The 22204-nt window shown below is 72.3% G+C and carries 13 protein-coding genes and 6 pseudogenes; 8 read left to right on the plus strand and 11 right to left on the minus strand.

The window, feature by feature from the left end:
- Positions 1 to 2: 2 nt before the first annotated feature.
- From ACEXOX_RS22445 to ACEXOX_RS22470, 6 genes and pseudogenes are all read right to left on the minus strand, one after another.
- Positions 3 to 566: pseudogene (locus tag ACEXOX_RS22445) on the minus strand (NuoI/complex I 23 kDa subunit family protein); the annotation flags it as partial.
- Entirely contained in the window at positions 566 to 1531 is a 966-nt protein-coding gene (locus tag ACEXOX_RS22450) for an NADH-quinone oxidoreductase subunit H (protein ID WP_406522798.1), read from the minus strand. The pseudogene ACEXOX_RS22445 and the gene ACEXOX_RS22450, both read right to left, overlap by 1 nt.
- A complete protein-coding gene (locus ACEXOX_RS22455) occupies positions 1528 to 2916 on the minus strand; it encodes an NADH-quinone oxidoreductase subunit C (RefSeq protein ID WP_406522800.1) in 1389 nt (462 codons plus the stop codon). The genes ACEXOX_RS22450 and ACEXOX_RS22455 overlap by 4 nt, the downstream gene beginning before the upstream one ends.
- A pseudogene (locus ACEXOX_RS22460) lies at positions 2913 to 3718 on the minus strand (NADH-quinone oxidoreductase subunit B). The gene ACEXOX_RS22455 and the pseudogene ACEXOX_RS22460 overlap by 4 nt, the downstream one beginning before the upstream one ends.
- Complete coding sequence (locus ACEXOX_RS22465) at positions 3688 to 4089, minus strand: NADH-quinone oxidoreductase subunit A (protein WP_031002969.1); 402 nt, start codon at positions 4087 to 4089, stop codon at positions 3688 to 3690. The pseudogene ACEXOX_RS22460 and the gene ACEXOX_RS22465 overlap by 31 nt, the downstream one beginning before the upstream one ends.
- Before the next feature lie 230 nt (positions 4090 to 4319).
- Complete coding sequence (locus tag ACEXOX_RS22470; protein ID WP_406522802.1) at positions 4320 to 5315, minus strand: hypothetical protein; 996 nt, start codon at positions 5313 to 5315, stop codon at positions 4320 to 4322.
- Between ACEXOX_RS22470 and ACEXOX_RS22475 the strand changes: the two genes are divergently transcribed.
- Complete coding sequence (locus tag ACEXOX_RS22475; RefSeq protein ID WP_406522803.1) at positions 5314 to 5649, plus strand: hypothetical protein; 336 nt, start codon at positions 5314 to 5316, stop codon at positions 5647 to 5649. The two genes, ACEXOX_RS22470 and ACEXOX_RS22475, sit on opposite strands and share 2 nt — an antisense overlap.
- A 197-nt stretch (positions 5650 to 5846) precedes the next feature.
- Here the strand turns inward: ACEXOX_RS22475 and ACEXOX_RS22480 are convergent, their stop codons facing one another.
- Positions 5847 to 7304, minus strand: coding sequence for an EsaB/YukD family protein (locus ACEXOX_RS22480; protein ID WP_406522805.1), 1458 nt, complete (start codon positions 7302 to 7304; stop codon positions 5847 to 5849).
- A 212-nt stretch (positions 7305 to 7516) separates the two neighbouring features.
- A complete protein-coding gene (locus tag ACEXOX_RS22485; RefSeq protein ID WP_406522806.1) occupies positions 7517 to 7948 on the minus strand; it encodes an RDD family protein in 432 nt (143 codons plus the stop codon).
- Between the two features lie 410 nt (positions 7949 to 8358).
- Between ACEXOX_RS22485 and ACEXOX_RS22490 the strand changes: the two are divergent.
- The 7 genes and pseudogenes from ACEXOX_RS22490 (at position 8359) to ACEXOX_RS22520 (ending at position 18642) form a co-directional block, all read left to right on the plus strand.
- Positions 8359 to 9695 (plus strand): annotated as a pseudogene (locus ACEXOX_RS22490) (sensor histidine kinase).
- Between the two features lie 263 nt (positions 9696 to 9958).
- A pseudogene (locus tag ACEXOX_RS22495) lies at positions 9959 to 11280 on the plus strand (sensor histidine kinase).
- A 474-nt stretch (positions 11281 to 11754) separates the two neighbouring features.
- A pseudogene (locus tag ACEXOX_RS22500) lies at positions 11755 to 12413 on the plus strand (LuxR C-terminal-related transcriptional regulator).
- A gap of 273 nt (positions 12414 to 12686) precedes the next feature.
- Positions 12687 to 14719 (plus strand): annotated as a pseudogene (locus tag ACEXOX_RS22505) (2-oxoacid:acceptor oxidoreductase subunit alpha).
- A 24-nt stretch (positions 14720 to 14743) separates the two neighbouring features.
- Entirely contained in the window at positions 14744 to 15805 is a 1062-nt protein-coding gene (locus ACEXOX_RS22510; RefSeq protein ID WP_406526431.1) for a 2-oxoacid:ferredoxin oxidoreductase subunit beta, read from the plus strand.
- Positions 15806 to 16023: 218 nt separating this feature from the next.
- Positions 16024 to 17109, plus strand: coding sequence for an EamA family transporter RarD (gene rarD, locus ACEXOX_RS22515; protein WP_406522807.1), 1086 nt, complete (start codon positions 16024 to 16026; stop codon positions 17107 to 17109).
- Between the two features lie 129 nt (positions 17110 to 17238).
- Positions 17239 to 18642 carry a M28 family metallopeptidase gene (locus ACEXOX_RS22520; RefSeq protein ID WP_406522809.1) on the plus strand — a complete coding sequence of 468 codons (1404 nt, stop codon included), beginning with the start codon at positions 17239 to 17241 and terminating at the stop codon, positions 18640 to 18642.
- 50 nt (positions 18643 to 18692) lie between these two features.
- Here the strand turns inward: ACEXOX_RS22520 and ACEXOX_RS22525 are convergent, their stop codons facing one another.
- From ACEXOX_RS22525 to ACEXOX_RS22535, 3 genes are all read right to left on the minus strand, one after another.
- Positions 18693 to 19610, minus strand: coding sequence for an ABC transporter permease (locus ACEXOX_RS22525; protein ID WP_406522811.1), 918 nt, complete (start codon positions 19608 to 19610; stop codon positions 18693 to 18695).
- Positions 19597 to 20562: an ATP-binding cassette domain-containing protein gene (locus ACEXOX_RS22530; RefSeq protein ID WP_406522813.1), complete on the minus strand. Its 966-nt coding sequence runs from the start codon at positions 20560 to 20562 to the stop codon at positions 19597 to 19599. Before ACEXOX_RS22530 ends, ACEXOX_RS22525 begins: the two co-directional genes overlap by 14 nt.
- Before the next feature lie 110 nt (positions 20563 to 20672).
- Positions 20673 to 21947, minus strand: coding sequence for a LolA family protein (locus tag ACEXOX_RS22535; protein WP_406522815.1), 1275 nt, complete (start codon positions 21945 to 21947; stop codon positions 20673 to 20675).
- Between the last annotated feature and the right edge of the window lie 257 nt (positions 21948 to 22204).

The raw sequence follows: 22204 nt of genomic DNA on the forward strand, positions 1-22204 counted from the left end.
GCGGCCCGCTCGGCCGCTTCCTGTGCGGCGAGTTTGTCGGCGGCCTTACGGGCGGCCCCGAGTTCCTTGGGCTCCTCGGCCGCGGGGTCGAGGGCGGGCGGCTCCGGCACCGTCCACATCCACTCGCGGAGTTTGTCCCGCTCGTGGGTGAGGTTGTGGATGTCGGTCTCGGCGTACTCGAACTCCGGCGACCAGAACAGCGCGTCGAAAGGACACACCTCGATGCAAATACCGCAGTACATGCACAGAGAGAAGTCGATGGCGAAGCGGTCCAGCACGTTACGGCTGCGCTCGCGGCCGCCGGGTGCGGCGGGCGGCACCGTCTCCTTGTGGGAGTCGATGTAGATGCACCAGTCCGGGCACTCGCGCGCGCACAGCATGCAGACCGTGCAGTTCTCCTCGAACAGCCCGATCACGCCGCGGGTGCGCGGCGCCAGTTCGGGCTGGACCTCCGGGTACTGCTCGGTGACCGAACGCTTCGTCATCGTCCGAAGGGTCACGGCCAGCCCCTTGGCCAGACCGCTGCCGGGCCAGCCGGACTTCTTCTCCGGATTCTCCGGGGCCATTACGAGATCACCACCTTGACGACGCCGGTGAGGGCGATCTGGGCGAGGGCCAGCGGGATCAGCACCGTCCAGGCCAGCTTCTGCAGCTGGTCCTCACGCAGCCGCGGGTAAGTGACGCGCAGCCAGATCACGCCGAAGGCGAGGACCGCGGTCTTCAGCAGCGTCCACAGCCAGCCGAGCCCGTCGGCGCCGAACGGTCCGTGCCAGCCGCCGAGGAAGAGTACGGAGGTCAGGGCGCACAGGACGAGGATGCCCGCGTACTCGGCGAGCAGGAACAGCGCGAAGCGCAGCCCGGTGTACTCGGTGTACGCACCGAAGATGATCTCGGAGTCGGCGACCGGCATGTCGAACGGCGGGCGCTGCAGTTCGGCCAGCCCCGCCGTGAAGAAGACCAGGCCGCCGACGATCTGCCACGGCACCCACCACCAGTGGAAGGCGTCCAGGATGCCGGGCAGCGAGAGCGTTCCGGCGGCCATCGCGACGGACGCCGCGGCGAGCAGCATCGGCAGCTCGTACGCGAGAAGCTGGGCGGCCGTACGCAACCCGCCGAGCAGCGAGAACTTGTTGGCCGACGCCCAGCCCGCCATCAGCGAGCCCAGGACGCCGACGCCCATCACGGCGAGGACGAAGAAGATGCCCGCGTCCAGCGACTGCCCGACCGCGTTGCCCGGGCCGAGCGGGATGGCGACCAGCACGAGCAGGTACGGCAGGAGCGCGACGGCGGGCGCGAGCTGGAAGATCCGCCGGTCGGCACCGGCCGGCACGATGTCCTCCTTCTGCGCGAACTTCACACCGTCGGCGACCAGCTGCGCCCAGCCGTGGAAGCCACCCGCGTACATCGGGCCGAGGCGGCCCTGCATATGGGCCATGACCTTGTGTTCGGTCTGGCCGATGACCAGCGGGAAGACCAGGAAGGCGACGAAGACGGCGATCAGGCGCAGGGCGATGTCGAGGGCGTCGCTCATGGTCTGGTCCCGCCTTCTTCCGCTGCGTCGCTGGGGCCGGGGGTGCCGTGGGTGCCGTCGTCGGGACCGGCGTCGGTGCCCGTGCCAGTGCCGTCGTCGGTGCCCGTGCCCGTGCCGTCGTCGGTGCTGGGGGGCTCGGGTTTCTCTTCGGGGGTGGGTGCGGCTTCGGGCGCGGGAACCGCTTCCGGTGCGGCTTCGGCTGCGCGCTTCTCGCCGGCCTTCGGCTCGTCCTCGAACGCGGGGCGGGCGTGGTGCCAGGGGGCGTCCGAGGAGCCGGTGGGGGCGGGCGCCTGACCGGTCTGCTGATCGGGCGATTGACCGGCCTGCTGGCCGGGCGCCTGGTCGGACGCCTGACCGGACGCCTGGTCTGCCTGCTGATCGGCCGGCTGCTGGCTGGCCGAACCCTGGCTGGCGCTGCGCGTCCGGCGGGCAGGGCGTTCCGGCCGGGCGGCCGGGGCAGGGACCGAAGTCGGGGCGGCAGTCGGGGCGGCAGTCGGAGTCCCGGCGGGGGCCACCGCCTCCGTGGCCGGTGTCTGCGCGCTGTCCGCAGCGCTCTGCTGGCTCGCCGAACCCGCACCTGCCGTACGCGTACGGCGGGCAGGCCGCTCCCCCGCCGCCCCACCGGCCGCACGGGCACCGGCCGCGCGCGCGCCACGGGCGGGCCTGGCCGGGGCAGGCGGCAGCTGGCCCTTCAGCGGTCCCCACTCGTTCGGGTCGGGCACGCCGGGCGGCAGCATCTGGCGGCGCTTGGGCCCGCCGTGCTCGGACTCTCCCGGCTCCTTCGCGCCCGGCCACGCCTTGGCGACCCGTGCGGCGAGCACGAAGTCCTTGCGCAGCGGGTGGCCCTCGAAGTTCTCGGGGAGCAGGAGGGGCTCCAGGTACGGGTGACCGGTGAAGTCCACGCCGAACATCTCGTGCGTCTCCCGCTCGTGCCAGCCGGCACCCGCGTACACCTCGGTGGCGGTGGGCAGTACGGCCGCCTCGTGCGGGACGGTGGTGCGCAGCACCAGGCGCCGTACGCGGCCGGGCCGGGCGATGTCGGCGAGGTGGGCGCAGACGCGGAAGCCGGTGCCGGGCTCGTCGACCGCGCTCAGCCAGTCGAAGTAGCTGCATCCGAGGTCGTCGCGGGCGGCGGTGAGCGCCGGGAGCCAGGCGTCGGCGGGTACGTCGACGGTCAGCAGGTCGTACGCCTCGTCGGCGGTCGCGCCGGGACCGAAGATCCCGGTGGCGGAACCGGGCAGCCACCCGACGGGCGGCGCCTCGGCGGGCTCGGACGGCTCGGCGGGCTCGGACGGCTCGGCGGGCTCGGACGGCGGCCGGGCGGCGTCGGCCGCGTCGGCGGGCGTGTCCTCGGCCGACGGGACCGGGGGCTGTTCGTCGCTCACTGGTCCCCCGCTCCCTTCGGCTTCCCGCCACCGGCCGCCGCAGCCCCGGACGCCTCGCCACCGGCCGCCGCAGCCCCGGACACATCGGTGCCGGACGCATCAGGCCCGGCCCCCGCCTGCGCCGACGCCCCCGGCGCAGGCGGCGTCACCAGCCCGCTGCGCAGCGCGCCGGCCGACGGCCCGGAAGGCACGTCGCCGTTGCCCGCGGCATCGTTGCCCGCGGCCCCGTACCGCTCGCCCAGCGACTCGCGGGCGATCTTCTCCTGGAGCTTGAGGATGCCCTGGAGCAGCGCCTCGGGCCGGGGCGGGCAGCCCGGTACGTACACATCGACCGGGATGATCTGGTCGACACCCTTGGTGACCGCGTACGAGTCCCAGTAGGGCCCCCGCAGTTCGAGCAGGCGCCAAAGGAGATGACGTACTTCGGTTCCGGCATCTGCTCGTAGAGCCGTTTGACCGCGGGCGCCATCTTGTCCGTCACCGTGCCGGAGACGATCATGAGGTCCGCCTGCCGGGGGCCCGGCGCGAACGGGATCACGCCCAGCCGGATGAAGTCGTGCCGCGCCATCGACGCGGCGATGAACTCGATCGCGCAGCAGGCGAGCCCGAAGTTGAAGACCCACAGGCTGTAGCGGCGGCCCCAGTTGAGGACCACCTTCATGGGTTCGGGAGCCAGCCGGGCGAGCGGGCCCAGCCGGCGTCGTTCGACGGTGCCGCCGGCGGACACGACGGGCAGTTCGGTGCCCGTCGCGGTGGCCGGCCTCGCGTTCGTCACGTCCATTCCAGGACGCCCTTCTTCCATGCGTAGAGCAGGCCGACGGCGAGGAAGCCGAGGAAGATGAACATCTCCACCAGCGTGACGCCGCCGAAACCGGGGGCGGCGAAGACCGTCGCCCAGGGGAACAGGAAGATCGAGTCGACGGCGAAGATCACGTAGAGGAAGGCGTAGACGTAGTAGCGGACCTGGGTGTGTGCCCAGCCCTCACCCACCGGGTCCACGCCGCATTCGTAGGTGAGCAGTTTCTCCGGGGTGGGCACCACGGGCCGCAGCAGCCGCCCGGCACCGAAGGCCACGGCCACGAAGAGCACGCCGATCACGGCGATGAGCCCGACGACCGAGTACCCCTGGAAATAGTCCGCGGCAAGGCTGGTGCGTACGGTCGCGTCCGGCACGTCCGCCCTCGCTCCCTGACTGCTCTTGTTCAACGACTTCGACGATCTGTACGCACGGGAGTCTAGGCCCTGGCCCGCCCCAGGTGAGCAGTCGCGTCACCTGGCGGACAGCTATGGCCCGACTTCGCCCCACCTGGCCCCTTCACCATGGGCCCCGCACAGGACCCGGTGGCACCGCGCACGTCCCCCGTGGCACCGCGCACGCCCCCCGTGGCACCGCGCGCGGCGGCTCAGCCCTCGCGCTGCCGGCCCGGCCCGCGCGAGACCGCGCGGTCCATCACCTCGGCGGCCAGCCGCGCCGCCGCCTCCCGCGTCCGTTCGCCCAGCAGCTCCGTACGGACGGCACCGCCGCCGGCCAGATGCCGGTCGTACGGCAGCGGAAGCACCGCCGCGCCGCCCGCTCCCAGGTGCTCGACGGCCTTGCGTACGTCGATGCCCCCGTCGGGTGAGGTGTGGTTGAGCACGACGACGGCGGTCGGCAGCAGCCCGCGGTGCACCCCGCCCATCCACTCCAGTACGGACTTGGTCGCCCGTACGCCCTCCACGGTCGCCGGCGTCACCAGGACCCGCGCCTGGGTGGTGACCAGCGCGGTACGCGCCACCTCGGCCGGCAGCGTCTCGCAGTCCACGACCGTGGTCGCGAAGTGGCGGCGCAGCGAGGTCATGACGATGCGGTAGGTGTCGACGTCCAGCCGCGTACCGATCGAGCCCTGGCTGCCGGGCAGCAGCCAGCCGCCGCCCGTGAACGGCAGGAGGTAACCGGTCAGGTCGGTGATCAGCATGGACGGGTCGACGATCTGCGCCAGATCGGTGCCGGACCAGCGCACCTCCCGTACGCCCAGCCGGTGCGGCAGCGTGCCCAGCGCCGGGTCGGCCTCCACCGCGAGCACCGGGTCCGCGCGGTAGTGCGCGTACGTGAGGGCCAGCAGGGCCGCGACCGTGGACTTGCCCGCACCGCCGCGAATGCTGGAGACGGCCAGCTGGCGGCCGGTGGTCACGGGCTGCTGGATGGCGTGCGCGGCACGTGTGACGGCCTCGGTCTCGGCCGCCGCGGAGGAGGCGAACACCCGCCGCAGCGCCCGCCCGGCCCGGCGGGCGACGGTCTCGCCGTGCCGGGGCTTGGCCTGCACACCGTCGAACTCGGGCGGCAGTACGGGGACGGAGACGGGGGTGGGGGTGGAGGGGTGGATGGGGGTGTGGACGGGGGCGGGGGTGGCCGGGTTCATGGGTCCGGCCGGACCGGCCGGACCGACCTGGCCGACCTGGCTGGCCGGACGAGCCGGTATGACGGGCGCGGCGGGTACGGGTACGGGCGCGGAACCGGCCGCGGACCGCGCCTCGGGCAACGGCTTGGACAGCGGTACGGGCGCCGCAGGTACGGCACCGGGCCTCCCCTCAGGAGCCGTCGGTGCCGTCCCGCCACCCATGGCACCGCTTCCCGGCATCGCACCGTCACCCGGCATCGCGCCCCCGCCCGCCCCCGGCGCGTACCCAGGCATCGGCGGCACCACCGGCACCACAGGCCCCGTCTGCCCAGGCTTCCCCTCCCATTCCGCCTGACCCACCTGGCCCGTAACCGGCTGTCTCGACTGTCCCGGCCACCCTGCCTGCCCCGGCTGACCCGAATGCCCCGACTGACTCGTCTGTCCCGACATGAACCCTCCGCCGCCCCTTCTGGTCGGACTGATCGCTCCGGCCGACCGTCGCGGCCGCTCATTTTCGTCGACCCGGCCGGTCCTTCGCGGCCGGCCGGCTGGTCAGAACATGTCCGGCAGACCGCCGTACACCCCGAACGCCCCGACGGCGACCGGAATCAGTGCCACCACGCTCACCGACTCGGCCAGGTTCGCCAGGCGGCGCGCCCGCAGCCGTACGCGCTCCGGCGGCCGCACCGCGAGAGCGGCGAGCGGGAGCGCCATCAGCAGGCACGACACGGTCAGCGCGGCGGCCGGGTTCCCGCCGTCGGAACCCCACAGCAGGACGAGCCGTACGCAGACCGCCGTACCCGCCACCAGCAGCGCCACGACCTCCAAGACCAGCGGGTAGGCCCGCGCCCGCGAGAACAGCACGACGCTCAGCAGCACCGCGGCCGCCACCGCCCAGCCGTCCGCCGTACCGGACGCGTCCCCGGTGCCGCTGACGGCCAGCACTCCGGCCGCCCCGGCCGATCCGGCCGCCGTGACGGCGGCCAGGGTGAGCCCGCGATGCGTGGCGCCCAGCGCCGCCGCGGCCCGGTACCTGCTGACCGGCGCGCCTCCGGAGTGATGGTGGTCCAGGCGCGTCAGCCCGGCCGACGCCAGCGCGAGCCGCGGCAGATGTCCCAGGACGAGGACCGAGATCACGCCCAGCGCGACACCCGTACGGGCCGGGTCGGCGACCGCCAGCCCGATCTCCCAGGCTCCGACCGCGACCGCGACGGCCGCCGCTCCGACGAGTCCGCCCCGCCCCAGGCCCGTACAGAGCCCGAGCAGCGCGAGGACGACCGCCACCGTCAGTCCGACAGCGGCCAGGCGCGCGGCGCCGCCCGATGTCGCGCCCCAGGAGGCGAACACGCCGAGCGTCCCGCCCACCAGGAGCAGCGCGGTGCCCAGCGCCTTCCTGGAGGGCATGAGGACGGTTGCCGAACCGGCTCCGGCCGCGGCCACCGCCGCCAGGCCGAGCCACAGTCCGGCCCGGTCGAGTCCGTACCGGCCGTCTGTGAACCCGCCGACGACGACCGCGAGCAGCACAGCGGCCACGATCGCCGTCCGCGTCCGGCTCCGCTCGTCCCATCGCCAGACGTACCCGCCGCGGCCGTCGTAGCCCTCACGCCACTTGCGGCCCTCACGGCTCTCGTAGCCCTCACGACCCACGCGGCCGCCGCGTTCGGCATGTCCGCCCAGGCCGCCGACCGTATCGCCGGCCGTGTCGCCGGCCCCGCCCTGCCCGGCCGAGGGGGCGGGCGCGCCGGGGTCCCGTACCAGGCGTACGACGGACCCGTCCGCCACCTGCGCGGAAGCAAGCGTCTCGCTCCGCGCGAGCACCGCTCCGCCCGCTGTCACCAGACGAGACGTCAGCGGCTCGTGCGCCGTCCGGTCGCCGGCCGCCCGCAGGATCTCGGGCAGCAGCGTGCCGATCGGCTCGTGGGCGGGCAGGACCAGGTCGACCCGCCGCCGTTCGCCCGCCAGCACCAGCCGTCGCAACGTCACCCGCTGCCCGGCTTCAGCGTTCACCATGCTGACCACGCCCCCGTACTAGAACCGGAATCCCGTACTGGAACCGGAATCCACCCCACCGCACCGCACCGCGACACGATACGACTCGCCTCCCCGCCCCGGAACCACCTGCCGCCGACCACCCGCCCCGGCACCTGTCCGGGGAGCCCGCCTCGGGCCGGCCGCTTCCCGGCCACCCGCCCTCGGCCGTCCCCGCAGCTCCTGACCCGCGTCTAGACGCGCTTGACCACCACGGTGCCGGCCACCTTGTCGTGCAAGCACTGCCGGAACGGTTCGTCCCAGCAGCACCACAGCACGTTGAGCAGCCCCAGGAACGGCACGAACCCCATCGGGAACACCACCGCCCAACGTCCCACCGCCTGCCCGAAGGACAGGTCCGCGCCGTCGTTCAGCCGGGCGATCCGCAGACCGCAGATCCGCTTGCCGAACGTGCCGCCGTACTTCCAGTTCATGAACGGCTCGTAGAACAGCACCGCGACGACGCCGACGATCCCGGCCAGGGCCGTCGGTATGCCCACTCCGGCACCGCGCGGCAGCAGGGCCTGGACGATGCCGACCACCACGAGGACGACGATGACCGCGGCGACCTGGAAGACCCCGTCCAGTGCGCGCGCGCCGAGCCGCGCCCCCTGGCCTGCCAACATGCCTATGGGCGGCCCGCCCGCCTGCGGTGTTCCGTACGGGGGTACCCCGGCTGTCCCGGCGCACCGTATCCAGGCGCCCCGTATCCAGGTGCTCCGTACCCCGGCGCGCCGTATCCGGGGGCCTGCCCCTGCCCGTACGCCTCGTGGGGCGGCTGCTGCCCGTAGGGCGGTTGTTGTCCGTTCGGTGCCTGCTGTCCGTTCGGGGCCTGCTGTCCGTAGGGCGGCTGCTGCCCGTACGGTCCCTGCTGGTGCTCACTCATGTCGGAGATCCAAGCTGCCGCGCCCGCCTTCGCACAAGCCGCGCCCGATGTGGCCGCCGCGGACCGGGGCGACGGGGTGAGGAAAACCCCACCCCCGGGCACCGATGTCCCCCATGGTCGCCGCGGGTGGCGACCGGCAAGCTAGGGCGTATGACCGCACGTTCCGCTCACGATCGACGCCACGATCACCTTTCCGGAGGGACCGCACCGGTGCCGGGCACCGCCGGTCACGGCCACCGGCACGGCGACGGCGATCCCCTGCCGCCGCCGCGGGCCGCGCTCGCCCCCGCGACCTGGCGGGAGGTCGCCCACCTCCTGACCGACTTCCCGCTGGGCGTCCTGGCCTTCGCCGTACTGACCGTCTGGCTGGTGGCGGGCATCGGGCTGTCCGTCACCGTCGTGGGACTGCCGCTGCTCGCGGTGGGGCTGATGGTGTGCCGTCAGTACGGGAAGCTGGAGCGCGCCCGCGCACGGTGGCTGCTGGGCGTGCGGGTGGACGAGCCCAGCCCCTGCACACTGCGGGGAACGGTTTCTTCACCTGGCTGTGGCTGCGCCTGAAGGACCCGGTCGGGTGGCGGCACGCGCTGTACGCGTTCATCCGGCTGCCGTGGTCGATCCTGACCTTTCCGCTGACGATCGTCACGTTGCTGCTGCTCTGGCCCGCTCTGCCCTGGATCGCGCGCGGGCTGACCAACGTGGACCGGATGATGGTGCGCGGCCTGCTGTCGCCCTCCGACGAACTGGAGCGGCGGATCGCCGAGCTGAAGACGGACCGCGCGACGGTCTCCGACACCGCCGCCGCCGACCTGCGCCGGATCGAACGTGACCTGCACGACGGGGCGCAGGCCCGGCTCGTGGCCCTGGCCATGGGTCTCGGTCTGGCCAAGGAGAAGCTGCTGGAGGACCCGGACGCGGCGGCCCAGATGGTCGACGAGGCGCACGGCGAGGTGAAGCTCGCCCTCCAGGAGCTGCGCGACCTCGCGCGCGGCATCCACCCGGCGATCCTCACGGACCGTGGGCTGGGCCCGGCCCTCACCTCGCTGGCGGGTCGCTGCACGGTTCCCGTCACGGTGGACGTGGACATGGCGCAGCGGCCCGCGCCGGCCATCGAGGGCATCGCCTACTTCACCGTCTCCGAACTGCTCCAGAACGTCTCCAAGCACAGTGGCGCGCGGGCGGCGCAGGTGGAGCTGTGGCGTGCCCAGGACCGGCTGCTGATCCAGGTTCAGGACGACGGGCGGGGCGGTGCGCGGTTGGACGGCGGCAGCGGGATGGCCGGGCTCGCGGAGCGGCTGGGGTCGGTGGACGGGCTGTTCGTCCTCGATTCACCGGCCGGCGGACCGACGCGGGTGACGGCCGAGCTGCCGTGGCGGGGCCGGGAGGGGGACGAGGGCGGCCGCCGGGCCTTCGGCGAGGGTACGGGGCAGGGGGCGACGGCGCGCGGCGGCGGGAAGGTGCGCGGACGGGTCAAGGAGGGGCGGGGCTAGCGGGAGCGGGTAGCGGGAGCGGGGTTAGCAGGAGCAGGGGAACGGGGGGACCGCACCTTCGCCCGCCGAGGGGGTGGGGAAAACCCCAGGGTGAAGACTGCGCTTTCCCTCATGGTGCGGAAGGCGCCGGGCGCGGAGGCTGGAGGTAGTCGACAGAGCCGGACGCAGCGGATCTGCCGACGCGGCAGCAACTGGACGCTGCCGGAGGTAGAACGGCGCCGGCAGCAGGCCGACCCGGACCTGGCAGAACGGACGACGCGACCATGGACACCGCCTACGGACCCCACTCCCCCTCACCAGCAGCCTCACGCGTGCCCATGGCGTTGCGTGCCCCGTTCGCGGGCCGCACCTGGCGGGAGTTCCTCTACCTCCTCCTGAGTCTCCCGGTGGCCTGCGTCATGTTCAGCTACGCCGTCACCATGATCTCGGTCGGCGCGGGCCTGCTGATCACGTTCCTGGGCATACCGGTGCTCGCCGCCGGACTGATCGGCTGCCGGGGGCTCGGAAACCTGGAGCGTGTCCGGGCGCGCGCCCTGCTGGATCTGGACGTGGAGCACCCGGCGCCGGTGCGTGCCGCCAAGCCGGGGATGATGAGCTGGGTCTTCGCGGTGCTCAAGAGCGGTGCCTCCTGGCGCCATCTCCTGTACTCGATACTCCACTTCCCCTGGGCGGTCTTCGCCTTCGTCTTCGCGGTGACGTTCTGGACGGTGGCCTGGTCCCTGTTCCTCTACCCGCTGTGGCAGTGGACGTTCCCCGCCTACCTCGACCAGCCGGGCATCCAGCTGTGGGGCAACGGCCGGGGAGACGGCCTCTACCTGGACTCCCCGCCCGGCATGGCGACGGCCAGCGGGCTCGGCCTGCTGCTGGTCCTGGCCGGACCGTGGGTCATACGCGGCCTGACGCACGTGGACCGCGTCCTGGTGCACGGACTGCTCGGTCCCTCCCTGCTCGCCACGCGCGTCTCGGAGCTGGAGACGGACCGCGGGGTGGTCGTGGACACCGCCGCCGCCGACCTGCGGCGTATCGAGCGGGACCTGCACGACGGCGCGCAGGCCCGGCTGGTGTCGCTGGCGATGGACCTGGGCCTGGCGAAGGAGAAGCTGGCGCAGGACCCGGAGGCCGCCGCGAAGATGGTGGGCGAGGCCCACGGCGAGGTGAAGATCGCCCTCCAGGAGCTGCGGGACCTCGCGCGCGGCATCCACCCGGCGATCCTCACGGACCGCGGGCTGGGCCCGGCCCTCACCTCGCTGGCGGGTCGCTGCACGGTGCCGGTCAAGGTCTCCGTGGACCTCGACCACCGACCCGCCGCCGCCATCGAGGGCATCGCCTACTTCACCGTCTCCGAACTGCTCCAGAACGTCTCCAAGCACGCCCGGGCGAGCAGCGCCTCCGTGGACGTGTGGCAGGTGGCGGACCGGCTCATGGTGCTCGTCGCGGATGACGGGCAGGGGGCGCGAGCACGGAAACCGGCAGCGGGCTGGCGGGCCTGACCGAGCGGCTCAGCGCGGTCGACGGCCTCCTGGTCGTCGACTCCCCTCCGGGCGGCCCGACCACCATCACGGCGGACCTTCCCTGGCGCGCCTGACGCACCTGGCCCATCCGCTCCGGCCGAGCCGTCACCTCGCCCGGCCCGCCCGGGCCCCCGGTACACCTGGGCAGCCAGCAGCCCGGCCGCCCGGACCCCCAGTCCGTCTGGGCGGTTCGGGCAATCCGGCGGTACGGGTGGTCCGGGCAAGCCGGCAGTACGGGCACCCCGGCACCCCCGCACCCCTGACCGCAACTCGCACCGGCCCCGAACCGCTCCTCCCTCCCGCCCTCGCTCCCTCCCGCCTCGCCCCACCCCACCCTGTCCGAAATGCCTCCGTCCCCGCCCCGCCCTATTCGGAGTAACGCCCCGCCCGATCCCGAACGACATCCCCGTCCCCTCCGGAGCCCCGTCCGGAGTCCCACCCGTCGATTCGGGGCGGGTGGGGGCGGCCGGGATCGGATGCTGGGATGCTGGGGGCGCAGGGTGGGGAAATATCAAGACGTGGGGGCAGGAAGAGTCGTGGAGGACAGGGTGCGGGTGGTCATCGCCGAGGACTCGGTGCTGCTTCGGGAGGGCCTGACCCGGTTGCTCACCGACCGTGGGCACGACGTCGTGGCGGGGGTGGGCGACGCCGAGGCGCTGCTCAAGGTCATCGGGGAGCTGGCGGCCGAGGGCGAGCTGCCGGACGTGGTGGTGGCGGACGTACGGATGCCGCCGACGCACACGGACGAGGGGGTGCGGGCCGCGGTCCGGCTGCGGCGCGATCACCCGGGGCTGGGGGTGCTGGTGCTGTCGCAGTACGTGGAGGAGCAGTACGCGACGGAATTGCTCGCCGGATCCAGTCACGGCGTCGGCTATCTCCTCAAGGACCGGGTAGCCGAAGTGCGGGAGTTCGTCGACGCGGTGGTCCGGGTCGCCGAGGGGGCACCGCGCTGGACCCCGAAGTGGTCGCGCAGCTGCTCGGCCGCAGCCGTAAGCAGGACGTGCTGGCGAACCTCACGCCGCGGGAGCGGGAGGTCCTGGGGCTGATGGCCGAGGGGCGGACGAACTCCGCGATCGCACGGCAGCTGGTGGTGAGCGACGGTGCGGTGGAGAAGCACGTCAGCAACATCTTCCTCAAGCTGGGCCTGTCACCGAGTGACGGGGATCACCGCCGGGTGCTGGCCGTCCTGCGGTATCTCGGTTCCTGAGAAACCGACACGCTGTCAGTCACGCAGGTTGCGGGCGGCCCCGGGGGTGGCCGGGACTTGAGGAGTAGAACCAAAGACCTAGGCGCGAGCGTCTTGGAGAAGGGGGCCGGGGGGCGGTTGTTTCATGACAATTCCTGACAGAGTGCTGTCTCATGTCCACGTCCATCATGTGATCGACCCAGGGAAGGCGACCCTTACCCACGTACGATGTTCGTGGGACGACCGGTCGGCACGACGAGTCCCGAGCCACCGCCCCGAGGGAGGTCCGAAGCAGTGACCAGCCAGGTCAGCAGCCAAGCCGAGCAGGCCGACGGAGCGCTCACCCGGGAGCCGCAGGCTCCCGGGACCGGCGCCGACGGCGGGAAGAACGGCGGTACAGACGGCGGTACACACGGCAGCAAAAACGGCGGTAAAGAGGTACGTCGCCTGGACCGGGTGATCATCCGGTTCGCGGGCGACTCCGGTGACGGTATGCAGCTCACGGGCGACCGGTTCACCTCCGAGACGGCGACCTTCGGCAACGACCTGTCGACGCTGCCGAACTTCCCCGCCGAGATCCGGGCCCCCGCCGGCACCCTGCCGGGCGTCTCCAGCTTCCAGCTGCACTTCGCGGACCACGACATCCTCACCCCCGGCGACGCGCCCAACGTCCTGGTGGCGATGAACCCGGCCGCGCTGAAGGCGAACCTGGCGGACGTGCCGCGCGGCGCGGAGATCATCGTCAACACGGACGAGTTCACCAAGCGGCCGATGGCGAAGGTGGGCTACGACGTCAGCCCGCTGGAGGACGGGTCGCTGGAGGCGTACAACGTCCATCCGGTGCCGCTGACGACGCTGACGATCGAGGCGCTCAAGGAGTTCGGGCTCTCCCGCAAGGAGGCCGAGCGCTCCAAGAACATGTTCGCGCTGGGTCTGCTGTCGTGGATGTACCACCGGCCGACCGAGGGCACCGAAGCGTTCCTGCGGCAGAAGTTCGCCAAGAAACCGGACATCGCCGAGGCGAACGTCGCCGCCTTCCGCGCGGGCTGGAACTTCGGCGAGACCACCGAGGACTTCGCGGTCTCCTACGAGGTCGCGCCGGCCACCCAGGCGTTCCCGCCGGGGACGTACCGCAACATCTCCGGCAACCTGGCCCTGTCGTACGGCCTGATCGCCGCCGGGCAGCAGGCCGATCTGCCGCTCTACCTCGGCTCGTACCCGATCACGCCGGCCTCGGACATCCTGCACGAGCTGAGCAAGCACAAGAACTTCGGCGTGCGGACCTTCCAGGCCGAGGACGAGATCGCCGGCATCGGCGCGGCACTGGGCGCCGCCTTCGGCGGTGCGCTCGCGGTGACCACCACCTCGGGCCCCGGTGTGGCGCTGAAGTCGGAGACCATCGGGCTCGCGGTCTCCTCGAACTCCCGCTGGTCGTCGTGGACATCCAGCGCGGCGGCCCGTCCACCGGCCTGCCCACCAAGACCGAGCAGGCCGACCTGCTCCAGGCGATGTACGGGCGCAACGGCGAGGCGCCGGTGCCGATCGTGGCGCCGAGGACACCGGCCGACTGTTTCGACGCGGCGCTGGACGCGGCGCGCATCGCGCTGACGTACCGTACGCCGGTCTTCCTGCTGTCCGACGGCTACCTGGCCAACGGATCCGAGCCGTGGCGCATCCCGGAGGTCGACGAACTGCCCGACCTGCGGGTGCAGTTCGCCTCCGGCGCGAACCACACGCTGGCGGACGGCACCGAGGTGTTCTGGCCGTACAAGCGCGACGAGCAGACCCTCGCCCGCCCGTGGGCGGTGCCCGGCACGCCCGGCCTGGAGCACCGGATCGGCGGCATCGAGAAGCAGGACGGCACGGGCAACATCTCCTACGACCCGGCCAACCACGACTTCATGGTGCGCACCCGCCAGGCGAAGATCGACGGTATCGAGGTCCCCGACCTGGAGGTCGACGACCCGACGGTGGAGGCGGCCGTCCACGACGGACAGGGTGCCGCCGCCGCGCAGGGCGCCGACACCCTCGTACTGGGCTGGGGCTCGACGTACGGGCCGATCACCGCGGCCGTGCGGCGCGTACGGCGGGACGGCGGGCGGGTGGCACAGGCCCATCTGCGCCATCTCAACCCCTTCCCGCGGAATCTCGGCGCGGTGCTGGCGCGTTACGACAAGGTGGTCGTACCGGAGATGAACCTCGGCCAGCTCGCGACGCTGCTGCGGGCGAAGTACCTCGTCGACGCCCGCTCCTACACCCAGGTCAGCGGAATGCCGTTCAAGGCCGAGCAACTCGCGGAGGTCTTTAAGGAGGCCATCAATGACTGAGACGATCGCGGAGGGGCCTCGTCGATCGAGGCGCTTTCGCTGGTGCCCAAGGCCGAGGCCAAGCAGTCCATGAAGGACTTCAAGTCCGATCAGGAAGTGCGCTGGTGCCCCGGCTGCGGTGACTACGCGGTCCTCGCCGCCGTGCAGGGCTTCATGCCCGAGCTCGGTCTGGCGAAGGAGAACATCGTCTTCGTCTCGGGCATCGGCTGTTCGTCCCGGTTCCCGTACTACATGAACACGTACGGGATGCACTCCATCCACGGCCGCGCCCCGGCCATCGCCTCCGGCCTGGCCTCCTCGCGCCGCGACCTGTCGGTGTGGGTCGTCACCGGTGACGGCGACGCGCTGTCCATCGGCGGCAACCACCTGATCCACGCGCTGCGCCGCAACGTCAACCTCAAGATCCTGCTGTTCAACAACCGGATCTACGGCCTGACCAAGGGCCAGTACAGCCCCACCTCCGAGGTCGGCAAGATCACGAAGTCGACGCCGATGGGCTCGCTGGACGCGCCCTTCAACCCGGTGTCGCTGGCCATCGGCGCCGAGGCGTCCTTCGTGGCCCGTACGGTCGACTCCGACCGCAAGCACCTGACCAGTGTGCTGCGCGCGGCCGCCGCTCACCCGGGCACGGCGCTGGTGGAGATCTACCAGAACTGCAACATCTTCAACGACGGCGCCTTCGAGGTCCTCAAAGACAAGCAGCAGGCCGAGGAAGCCGTGATCCGTCTGGAGCACGGGCAGCCGATCCGCTTCGGCGCGCTCGCCGAGGACGGCCTCGGTTCCAAGGGCGTGGTGCGGGATCCGGCCACCGGCGACCTGAAGGTCGTCGACGTGGCGACGGTGGGCTCGGACGCCGTGCTGGTCCACGACGCGCACCAGGCCTCGCCGACCACCGCGTTCGCCCTGTCCCGCCTCGCCGACCCGGACACGCTGCACCACACCCCCATCGGTGTGCTGCGCGACGTGGACCGCCCGGTGTACGACACGCTCATGGGTGAGCAGTTGGACACCGCCATCGAGCAGAAGGGCAAGGGCGACCTGGCCTCCCTGCTGGCCGGCGGCGACACCTGGACGGTGGTCGGCTGAACAGCCGGTCACGGCCTTTCCGGTGCCCGTACGGAGCGTCTTCGGACGTCCCGTACGGGCACCGTCGTTTTCGGCCGCCGCGCATGACCACCGCACCCGCCCCCCGTCATGACCGTATCCCGGTACGGACATGACAGTCGGGCCGTCCGGCGTTACCTTCAGAACGCGACCCGCGCCACCGTCGGCGCAGATGGAGCAGCATTCCTCCGGAGGGCCCCTTGCATCCCCAGAATGAACAGCGCACTGGACTCGTCTACGGCACGGCCGCGTACGTGGTGTGGGGCCTGCTCCCGCTGTACTGGCACCTGCTCGGTGACCTGGCCCCCACCGAGATCCTGGCCCACCGGATGGTGTGGTCGCTGCCGGTCGTCGTCGTCATCCTGGCCGCGATACGCCGCTGGTCCTGGGTGCGGGAGCTGGTGCGGCAGCCCAAGCGGCTCGGCATGGTGCTGGTCTGCGCCGCGGTCATCTCCGTCAACTGGTTCCTGTACATCTGGGCGGTCAACGCCGGGCACGTGCTCGAAGCCAGCCTCGGCTACTTCATCAACCCGCTGGTCAGCATCGCCTTCGGTGTACTGGTGCTGCGTGAGCGGCTGCGGCCGTTGCAGTGGGCGGCCGTGGGCGTCGGCGCCGCCGCGGTGGTCGTGATGGCCGTGGCGTACGGCAAGGTGCCCTGGATCTCCCTGGCGCTGGCCCTCACGTTCGCCACGTACGGCCTGGTGAAGAAGGGCGTGAAACTGGGCGGCATCGAAGGCTTCAGCGCCGAGACGGCGATGCAGTTCCTGCCTGCGCTCGGCATCCTGGCCTTCCTCGGCGCGCGCGGCGAGTCCGGGTTCCTGACCGGCGGAGTGGGGCAGACGCTGCTGCTCATGGGCTGCGGCGTGGCCACCGCGCTGCCGCTGATCGCCTTCGGCGCGGCGGCGGTGCGGCTGCCGCTGACCGTGCTCGGAATGCTCCAGTACCTCGCGCCGACCTTCCAGTTCGCGCTGGGCCTGCTGGTCTTCCACGAGGAGATGCCGGCGGAGCGCTGGGCGGGCTTCGGTCTCGTCTGGCTGGCGCTGGTGTTGCTGACGTACGACGCGGTGCGCACCGCCCGTTCCGCGCGTACGGCGCTGGCCACGGCCCGGAAGACGGCCCGGGAAGTGGTCGGGGAGACGGCCGCGGCCCTGACCCCGGCCACCGCGGCGCAGGCCGCGCAGCCCGCCCGGACGGCCGCCGCACGGCCCGCCCCGTCAGCCACCCCCGAACCCGCCCCGGAACCCGCCTCCGAACCCGCCCCGGAACTGGGTGCCACCAAGCCCTGATCCGCCGCGGAACGATATGCGGGTCGGGGTGTCCGGATTCCGCCTTGCCAGCGAAGCGCGGCACGTCGAACATCAGCTTCGCGCCATGCACGGACCGTTCATCCCACGTTCGGAATCCGGAGACCCCTCATGTCATGGAATGCCGCAAGGCCCTGCGCGACCAGGCGTTTTCGAAGATCTGGCCGCGGCGGCGGCCCTCGTCCCGGCGGCCTCGGGCTGACTGCCGCCGGTGCCGTACTCGGCCTGATCGTTGCGATACCCGGGGCGGCCGGTACGGCCACCGCCGCACCCGCCGCCGCCCGCTCCACCACCCCCACCGTCAGCACCGCCGCCGCCCCCGACCTGCCGGTGGCCAACGTCAAAGCGCACCTGAGCCAGCTCCAGTCGATCGCCACCGCCAACGGCGGCAACCAGGCCCACGGCCGGCCCGGCTACCGGGCCTCGCTCGACTACGTCAAGGGCAAGCTGGACGCCGCCGGCTTCACCACCAGCGTGCAGCAGTTCACCACCGGCGGCACCACCGGCTACAACCTGATCGCCGACTGGCCCGGCGGCGACCCGAACCAGGTCCTGATGGCCGGCGCGCACCTGGACTCCGTCAGCGCGGGCCCCGGCATCAACGACAACGGCTCCGGCTCGGCCGCGGTCCTCGAAACCGCGCTGGCCGTCGCCCGCGCGGGCGCCAAGCCCGCCAAGCACCTGCGGTTCGGCTGGTGGGGCGCCGAGGAGCTGGGGATGCGCGGCTCGCAGTACTACGTGAGCCGGCTGGCCGCGACGGAGCGGTCCAAGTTCAGCGGCTATCTGAACTTCGACATGGTGGGTTCCCCGAATCCCGGCTACTTCGTCTACGACGACGACCGCGCCATCGAGGCCGTGTTCAAGGCGTACTACGCCTCGCTGAACGTCCCCACGGAGATCGAGACCGAGGGCGACGGCCGCAGCGACCACGCGCCGTTCAAGAACGTCGGCATCCCCGTGGGCGGCCTGTTCTCCGGCGCCGACTACACCAAGACGGCCGCGCAGGCGCAGAAGTGGGGCGGTACGGCGGGCCAGCCCTTCGACCGCTGCTACCACCGCTCCTGCGACACGTCGGCGAACATCAACGACACCGCCCTGGACCGCAACAGCGACGCCGTCGCCCACGCGGTGTGGACGCTGGGCGTCGGTACGACGACCCCGCCCGGCGGCACCGTCTTCGAGAACACCGACGACGTGCAGATCCCGGACGCGGGCGCCGCGGTGACCTCGCCGGTGACGGTCTCCGGACGTACCGGCAACGCGCCGGCCGCCCTCCAGGTCGGCGTGGACATCAAGCACAGCTACCGCGGTGACCTGGCCATCGACCTCGTGGGGCCGAGCGGGCAGGCATACCGGCTGAAGAACTCCAGCGGTTCGGACTCGGCGCCGAACGTGATCACCACGTACACGGTCGACGCGTCCGCCGAGCCGGCCGACGGCACCTGGCAACTGCGGGTGCAGGACCTCGGTCCGCAGGACACGGGCTACATCGACAGCTGGAAGCTCACCTTCTGACGGCCGGCCGCACCTGCGGGCCGTGACCGTACGGCGCGGGGCGGCGCGGCTCAGGCCGTGACGTCCCGCGCCGTGAAGCGCGCCCAGGCGGCGGAGCCGAAGACCGCCGCGTACAGCGCCTGGAGGCCGAGGTTCTTCTGGAGCTGGTCCCAGTAGACGGGCTCGCGCAGCACGTCGGCGAAGGACAGCCAGTGGTGCGAGAAGAGATACGGCTGGATCGCGTGCAGTTGCGGGATGTTGTCCAGGATCTGCACCACGATCAGCAGGCCGACGGTGGTGGCCATCGCCGCGATGCCGCTGTTGGTGAGCGTCGAGACGAACAGGCCGATCGCCGCCACCCCGACCAGGGACAGCGCCACGACGACCGCGATCGCCAGCGCCCGCAGCAGCCCCTCACCGAACGGCACGCTCGTCCCGGACAGCAGCGTCACCTCGCCGACCGGGAACAGCAGCGCCCCGGTGACCAGCGCCGACACCGCCACCGCCAGCGTCGCCGCCAGGCAGAACGTCAGCGTCGTCGCGTACTTGACCAGCAGCAGCCGGGTCCGTCCGGCCGGGGCGACGAGCAGGTAGCGCAGCGTCCCGGCGTGCGCCTCGCCGGCGATGGAGTCACCCGCGATCACGCCGACCGCGAGCGGCAGGAAGACCGGCAGGGTGACGGCGAGCGCAGTGAAGACCAGGAAGAGACCGTTGTTGGTGATCTGCGAGACGAACGCCGCGCCGCCGGAGCCGCCCGGTCCGCCGTCCTCGCCGCTCGTCTCGATCTTGACGGCGACACCGATCAGGACCGGTACGGCGGCGAGTACGGCGAGCAGCGCGAGGGTGCGCCAGCGCCGGAAGGTCGTGCCGATCTCGTTGCGCAGCAGGCCGAGGTTCCACAGCGGGCGCGGCGCACGGCGTACGGCCGCGCTCCCGGACCCCGCGCCCCCGGAAGCCTCCGCGCCCCCCGCCATCTCAACCCGCGACATCGAAACCCTCCCCGGTCAGCCGCACGAAGACGTCCTCCAGGGACGCCCGCTCCACGCCGAAGGCCCGTACGCGCACCCCGGCCCGTACGAGAGCGGCGTTGACCTCCGCCAGGTCGGGCGGCCCGCCGGCCGGCGCCGGGAGTTCCCCGGTCACCCGCTCCTCCGCCGTCACGAGGTCGGTCACCCCGTGCTCCTTGAGCACCCGTACCGCGTCGGCGGTGTCGGGTGTGCCGACCGCCAGCCGTCCCCGCGCGCCCGCGGACAGCGCGGCGACCGTGCCCTGGGTGACGAGCCGGCCGCGGGCCATCACGGCGGCGTGCGTGCAGACCTGCTCGATCTCGTCGAGGAGGTGCGACGAGAGGAAGACGGTGGTGCCGTCACCCGCCAGTTCCCTGACGAGCGAACGGATCTCGCGCATGCCCTGCGGGTCCAGGCCGTTGGTCGGCTCGTCCAGCACGAGGAGTTCCCGGGGCTCCAGGAGCGCCGCGGCCAGCCCCAGCCGCTGCTTCATGCCGAGCGAGTAGGCGCGTGCCTTCTTGCGGGCGGCGGCGGCCAGTCCGACCCGTTCCAGCGCGTGGTCCACGCGGTGGGCGCGGGTGCGGGGGTCCGTGGCCGGGTCGGCCGCGTCGTACCGGACGAGGTTGTCCCGCCCGCTGAGGAAGCCGTACAGGGCCGGTCCCTCGATGAGGGCACCGACCCTGGGGAGTACCCGGCGGGCGGCCCGCGGCATCGGTTCGCCGAGCAGCCGGGCGCTGCCCGCCGACGGCTCGATCAGGCCGAGCAGCATGCGGATGGTGGTGGTCTTGCCCGAGCCGTTGGGCCCGAGGAAGCCGAAGACGCTGCCGCGCGGTACGGCGAGGTCGAGCCGGTCGACGGCGAGTTGTCCGCCGCGGTAGGTCTTCGTCAGCCCCCGGGTCTCGATCACCCGGTCACCGGCGGACGGCTGCGTCATCGGTCCCCCATGTGGTCGCACCTGTGGTCGCCCGCTGTGCGCGCGACCGGTCGTGCCGGCGGTCCCGGGCGCGGGGCGGGACCGTGCGGCCCCGCCCCGCGCCCTGACCGTCACTTGGCGGACTCGGCCGCCTTGAGCAGGGACTCCTTGTCCACGGCACCGGCGTAGACCGAGCCGTCGTCCGTCACCAGGGCGTTGACCAGGCGGGTGCTGAAGAGCCGGCCGGAGCCGAACTTTCCGTTCACCTTCTCGCCCAGGCTGTCCAGCAGCTTGGCCGCGTCACCGGACGCGCCCTTGCCGCCGGCCGCGGAGAGACCGGAGCCGGCGCCCTTGACGTGGACGATCGAGGTCCAGCCGGAGCCGATGACGTCGACGCCGCCCTTGCCCTTCGCGGCGTTCTTGCCGCTCAGGCCGTACTGCCCCAGGATGCCCTGGAGGTCCTCGGCCGTCCGCTCGCCCTTGGCGCGCTGCGGCGCGCGGGCCTTGTCGCCGTCCACGACCTTCGCGCCCTTCGGCGGCTTGAAGTCGAAGGTGCCGGCCGCGGGCTTGGCGAAGTCGACGGAGGTGAAGCCCACGTCGATCGCCGCGGCGCCGCCGCCCTTGGGCGTGAGCGTGAACTTCAGCGGTACGCCGGTCTCGGCGTCCACCGAGATCCGGATCGAGTCGACGGTGGAGCCGGCCTGCTTCGGCTTGACCGAGAGCTGGTACACGTCCCGTCCGGCCACCTTGGCCGTGCCGTCGACGGTCACCGAGGTGCTGTCGCCGACCGCGTCGAGCGCCTTCTTGGCCAGCTCCTGCGGGGTGGCGTTCTTCAGGTCGCCGGACTTGCCGGAGCCGTCCGTACCGTGTTTCCCGTCCGTACCGTGCTTGCCGTCCGTACCGTGCTTGCCGTCCTTGCCCGCTCCGGCCGGGATCGTGCTGTGGTACGCGGTGTTGCTCTTGCTGTCGTAGCCCCAGATGTCACGGCCGTTGTGCACGAGGTTGTACTCGGCGGCCTTGCCGACGACCGAGACCCGCTGCTTGTCCGGCCCGTCGGCGGCGACGCGCAGCGTGTGCGAGCCGGACGCCAGGTCCATGAGCTGGTTCTGCGGGCTCGCGGAGGCGCCCTTGCCGTCCTTGTCGCCCGTACCGCTGCCGCCCTGGCCCGAGGAGCCGCCGCCGAACGCACCGGCGCCGGCGCCCGACAGGGACGGCAGTCCCAGGTCGGTGCTCGTACGGACCGTGCCGGACAGCTGCTGCACGTCCGAAGCGGCGACCTTGGCTATCAGGTCCTGCGCGGAGATCTCCGGCAGGTCCGGGGAGCCGGAGCCGGCGAACGCCGGGACCAGCCCGATCGAGGCCGCGGTGATGCCCACGACGGCGGCCGGAACGGCGTACCGCATCATTCTGCGGCGCTTCGCGGAGCGCCCCCGTCCCCGTCCCATTCGTCGGTGACCTGTGCCGGTTGGTTCCGTGGCATGTGCCTTACCTCCGTCGTAAGCGGCGGCCTGCTGCGCGACGCACTCGTCCCACTCCCGGGCTCATTGTGACCCGTTCCGCCGCGGCGTGGTGTTCTCCATCCCACCAAACCGGCCAGCCGGACGCGTCAGCCCCGGGGGCCAACTCGTGTACTCCCGTGGGTGGAGCCCCCGCGACCGCGGGG

Origin of the sequence: Streptomyces sp. Ac-502 (genome assembly GCF_045222935.1) — a bacterium.
Lineage (GTDB): Bacteria > Actinomycetota > Actinomycetes > Streptomycetales > Streptomycetaceae > Streptomyces > Streptomyces monomycini.

Bases quoted from the DNA above. Each gene is read 5' to 3' on its own strand.
- ACEXOX_RS22535 (WP_406522815.1), bottom strand. From the start codon at position 21,947: ATGATGCGGTACGCCGTTCCGGCCGCCGTCGTGGGCATCACCGCGGCC.
- ACEXOX_RS22470 (WP_406522802.1), bottom strand. From the start codon at position 5,315: ATGAACCCGGCCACCCCCGCCCCCGTCCACACCCCCATCCACCCCTCC.
- ACEXOX_RS22450 (WP_406522798.1), bottom strand. From the start codon at position 1,531: ATGAGCGACGCCCTCGACATCGCCCTGCGCCTGATCGCCGTCTTCGTC.
- ACEXOX_RS22530 (WP_406522813.1), bottom strand. From the start codon at position 20,562: ATGACGCAGCCGTCCGCCGGTGACCGGGTGATCGAGACCCGGGGGCTG.
- ACEXOX_RS22485 (WP_406522806.1), bottom strand. From the start codon at position 7,948: ATGTTGGCAGGCCAGGGGGCGCGGCTCGGCGCGCGCGCACTGGACGGG.
- ACEXOX_RS22520 (WP_406522809.1), top strand. From the start codon at position 17,239: ATGTCATGGAATGCCGCAAGGCCCTGCGCGACCAGGCGTTTTCGAAGA.
- ACEXOX_RS22475 (WP_406522803.1), top strand. From the start codon at position 5,314: ATGGGTCCGGCCGGACCGGCCGGACCGACCTGGCCGACCTGGCTGGCC.
- ACEXOX_RS22525 (WP_406522811.1), bottom strand. From the start codon at position 19,610: ATGTCGCGGGTTGAGATGGCGGGGGGCGCGGAGGCTTCCGGGGGCGCG.
- ACEXOX_RS22480 (WP_406522805.1), bottom strand. From the start codon at position 7,304: ATGGTGAACGCTGAAGCCGGGCAGCGGGTGACGTTGCGACGGCTGGTG.